The 946-nt window shown below is 49.0% G+C and carries 2 protein-coding genes; both read left to right on the top strand.

What is annotated here, in order from left to right:
* Positions 1 to 175: ATP-binding protein (locus VU18_RS17695; RefSeq protein ID WP_236687442.1), on the top strand; the 175-nt coding region annotated here is incomplete at its 5' end.
* Between the two features lie 72 nt (positions 176 to 247).
* Positions 248 to 946 (top strand): response regulator (locus tag VU18_RS16030; RefSeq protein ID WP_047758516.1); only part of this gene is annotated, 699 nt, incomplete at its 3' end.

Here is a 946-nt window from a genome sequence, read left to right as displayed (position 1 = left end):
ATACGACCGCGGCTTTTCGACCAAAGCCAACGGCCTCCGTGGGTATGGGCTTGATCTTGTCAAGAAGGCGCTGGCGATGCTTGGTGGGCAAATCACCTACCAGTCGAAACAAGGAGAGGGAACGGTGTTTACCGTCATTATTCCGAAGCGGTCGGGCCGTGCCAACCCATGCTGAAAGAAAGCATTTCCCATAAAAGGCCTCTACACCTTTATGCATCAATATTTCGGAGGGAGGGAAGCAGGGGGGATGATTCGTGTACTTATTATTGAAGACGACCGCCGCATCGCTGAAATTAATCGGCGCTTTGTCGAGAAAGTGAATGGGTATGAAGTGGTCGGCATTGCCACGAACGCCGAAGAGGCAAGTGAATTGACAGAGGTGCTGCAACCCGACGTGTTGTTGCTTGATGTCTATTTTCCGGATATGAACGGCCTCTCTTTTTTAAAATGGGTTCGGGAACGCTTTTCCAATATCGATATTATTATGATCACAGCAGCACGAGAAGTGGATGCCTTGAAACAAGCGCTGCATGGCGGGGTGTTTGATTATATTATCAAGCCGATTATGTTTGATCGATTTGCCGAAACCTTGCATCGATATAAAGAATATTATGATAAAATGCAGCAGTGGATGAAAGAAAAAGAGTGGATCGATCAAGAGGATGTCGACAAACTGATCGGGCGGGAGGCCCCGGTTAGGGATCAGCCTATGCTTCCAAAAGGCATTCAGCCGCTAACCCTTGAAAAAGTGCTGATGGTTGTGAAACGGTGTCAAGATGGAGTGACGGCCGAAGAAGTCGGACGGCAAATTGGCACAAGCCGGACGACCGCCCGTCGATATTTAGAATACCTTGTCTCCACGGGACAAGTGCTAGCCGATATTGTCTATGGATCGGTCGGACGTCCGGAGCGGATCTATAAGAAAAGAGCATTCCCGTTAGGAGCT

Source organism: Geobacillus sp. ZGt-1 (assembly GCF_001026865.1).
Lineage (GTDB): Bacteria > Bacillota > Bacilli > Bacillales > Anoxybacillaceae > Geobacillus > Geobacillus thermoleovorans.
This window is presented reverse-complemented; position numbering and strand designations above follow the sequence as displayed.